Here is a 3,211-nt window from a genome sequence, read left to right as displayed (position 1 = left end):
CTTGAGAAAACGGTTCCCGTAATCACCGATACCGTAGCCTTGTTCATCCATATTAAACAATTGGACATTGGCGAGAATATTCCCATCGCGCAACTGCATCATGTTACGCAATTCGGCATCATACCAGCCCACAGGATGATGGGCAATGGAGTCGTAAGTTTGGGCCTGCACTCCGGCACATAAGAAAAGAAGTGCGGTAAGAATGGTAATGTGCTTTTTCATTGTAAATTGGGTTTTATGTTAATGTTTTTTCTTGTAGAGACGTAGCGTGCTACGTCTCTAATAATTAGCATTTTGTTATTCTTTGGAGACGTTGCGCGCAACGTCTCTACATTCATTCCTTCACTACCTTGTCCGAATAGACCTTTCCGCCTTCAAGGGTGATTTTCGCTACATACTGTCCTGCTGGAAGGTTTGCCACATCCATTTCAGCGGTGCGCGAACTTGCCACGCAGCGGCCTGAAACATCGTACAGCTCAATGCTTTCCGGCTTCACATCAGGTGAAAAATGTATGGAAAGCCTGTCTTTCATTGGGTTAGGATGGATGAGGTATGGTCGGATGTATTGTTCCGTTTCGGGTGTCGACCAGCCGTTTTCGGGGATGACGGCGGCAAACAGCTGCAAGCTGAAATTCACGCCACACAAGGCAATGCCGCCACCCGACAGCGTGCAGGCGTTCATGCCCATGAAAAATTCCCCCTCGTAATTGTCCATGCAGTACCGCGACCATTCCAGATTGAGGTCGGCATCAAGTTTGGCCACGAAGAAAAACTCATTTCCATAGTTCGATCCGTCTACACCGATAAGGTAGAAACTGCCGTCATCCGCCATCACGAAAGAGTTGTGTGTAAGCAGTTCCTTGGGTTTCAACGGGAAAGAGTGTACCGTATAGCAATTGTCCGTCAGGTTCAATTCATCATCCATTTCAAGCAAAGTGATGTAGTTTCTTCCAACTTCCGATGTCAGCACGGTCATGAAATAGTGTTTTCCTCCGACACTTTTCATCAGCTGGTAACGCAATGGCGTAAAGCTTCTGTCCATCATTTCCCCGTATTTTTTCTCCTTCAGCACGTTGAAATCGGCATCAAGTACGGCGATGCTGAGCGTGTCGCCGCTCGACAGGTGTTTGCGGAACAGCATGGAGTAGCTTAGCGGCGATTCGCTGAACACCGCAAGCGGTGTCCGCAGCGGTGCGCAGGAGCTATCGAAAGGCTTGACTGCCAGCGCATCTGCCAGCATGTTACATTCCGTGTCGAAGCGCGTGTAGTGTCCTTGTCCGTTCTCCTCTTCCCAATAGATGATGACGTGGTTTTCGGTGTCGAGCAGGAAACTGCAGTTTTGAGACGTTCCGTCGAAAAGCTGCGTGCTGTATTCGTTTTGCACCTCCAGGTTGTCGTTGATTTTCAGCAGGACGAAAGAGGTCTTGCCACCTTCGTAGATGATGCGCCCGAACAGGTGGAGGCCATCGGGGTCGGTTTCAAAAAGGAAGTCATCGTCGATGCTTTCACCTGTCTTCATGAAGAGCGAATCGAGCAGTTCGCCGTTTGTGGTGAATTTATACAGGCAGGCTCCAGCCAGTCCCCATGACTGGTCGTTGTCAGTCACCGTGGTGGCTATCAGCAGGCTGCCATCATTGGCTTCAAGGATGTTGTCGCCGCCGAAAATGCCGTTTCTGTAGATGAAATCGGAATAGTCCTGTGCCTTTGCTCCAAATGTCACTGCCAAGGCGAGCAGTAAAAGGGTAATGTGCTTTTTCATATCTATAAATGATTAAATGTTAATGAATTATATGTTTATTGTTATTCATGTATTATCTTATCCGTGTAGGTTTTTCCGCCTTCAAGGGTGATTCTTGCCACATACTGTCCAGCAGGAAGGTTTGCCACATCTATTTCAGCAGTGCGCGAACTTGCCACGCAGCGGCCTGAAACATCGTAGAGTTCTATGCTTTCGGGCATCACATCAGGCGAAAATTGGATGGAAAGCCTGTCTTTCACTGGGTTCGGATAGATGCAGTATGGACGGAAAGAAGATAATGGTTCATTAACACTCCATCCCTCATCGTCAAAAATCAGGAAAAACAGTTCAGGTGGCGTGAGGGGAACATTGCTATACAAATAACCACCAACAGCCAAACCTCCGTCATCAAGTGTTATCATCTGGGTTCCATATCGAGAGTATCCGGCAGGTTCAAGACAAAAGCGTTGCCAAACAATGTTGAGGTCTGCATCCATTTTCACTACAGACACCTGCCCGACTCCTCCTGCTACACCATCCTGTGTGCAATACGAGAAGTAGACAAATCCATCATCGGCCTTCGCCAATCCGATAGGAAACGCACATCCAAAGTAAATGGGTGGAGTACCTACAACAGGATAGGTATCAAACAGGGCCGTGTTTTCGGCTGACAGGTTGTCTCTATTGTATCGTGTGACCTGAACGCCATCTTTATGTGGGCTGAAGATACTGTATCGTGTGGCAACAAGAAACGATTGCTCGTCAAAGTCACACACCAAGTCTTGCATTCCATGTGTAAGCCATATTCCTGATGGGGAATGGTCGTCAATGTTCAAGTCTGCTTTGTAGTTTAGCAGTGAATCTAATACGACAATATGCAATGTAGTATTGTTATCGATCTCATTGCCCCAATAACAGTATTCCGATTTCGAATCATCAAATATGTCAAAAACATGGCAGCCAGATGTAAGGTGCGTAATTAACGTATCGGAAATGACAGAATGATTTTTTACGTTACCATCAGTTCCAACGCGCAAGAAATGGAATTCGCCACGCGACGAAACCTTGTATTGCAAAATAATGTCATTCTGATTATCAATGAAATAGGCATCCTTAAGCGGGTTTATGAGTGTGTCGCACAGCGGAACTTGGATTTCCTTTCCAAAATTGAGGTCGCTGTCGAAGAAACGCAAGTGCAGGTCGCTTCGTACATTTTCAAAGTCGCGTACAATCTTTCCGTAAATGTGGCTGTCGCCCGACGAAGAAGGATTCCGTTGTAATAAAAAGAAATTCAAGTCGTTGTCTTCGATAAAGATGGAGTCCATAATGACGGCGCCGTGGCGTGAAATCTTGAGAAAACGGTTCCCGTAATCACCGATACCGTAGCCTTGTTCATCCATATTAAACAATTGGACATTGGCGAGAATATTCCCATCGCGCAACTGCATCATGTTACGCAATTCGGCATCATAC

The 3,211-nt window shown here is 46.7% G+C and carries 3 protein-coding genes; all 3 read right to left on the bottom strand.

Annotated elements, in window-relative coordinates; all coding sequences use genetic code 11:
* A partial coding sequence (locus AC06MN_RS04170; RefSeq protein ID WP_475671099.1) for a hypothetical protein occupies positions 1-222 on the bottom strand: 222 nt, incomplete at its 3' end.
* Positions 223-334: 112 nt separating this feature from the next.
* A complete protein-coding gene (locus AC06MN_RS04165) occupies positions 335-1,759 on the bottom strand; it encodes a T9SS type A sorting domain-containing protein (RefSeq protein ID WP_475671098.1) in 1,425 nt (474 codons plus the stop codon).
* Between the two features lie 41 nt (positions 1,760-1,800).
* Positions 1,801-3,211: T9SS type A sorting domain-containing protein (locus tag AC06MN_RS04160; RefSeq protein ID WP_475671097.1), on the bottom strand; the 1,411-nt coding region annotated here is incomplete at its 5' end.

This window comes from Candidatus Limimorpha sp., assembly GCF_056203535.1.
Note: the sequence above shows the minus strand (reverse complement) of the source record. Positions and strands in the feature narration are given on the sequence as shown.

What these genes read in the sequence shown, in the direction of transcription:
- AC06MN_RS04165 (WP_475671098.1), bottom strand. Translation starts at nt 1,759, where the DNA reads ATGAAAAAGCACATTACCCTTTTACTGCTCGCCTTGGCAGTGACATTT.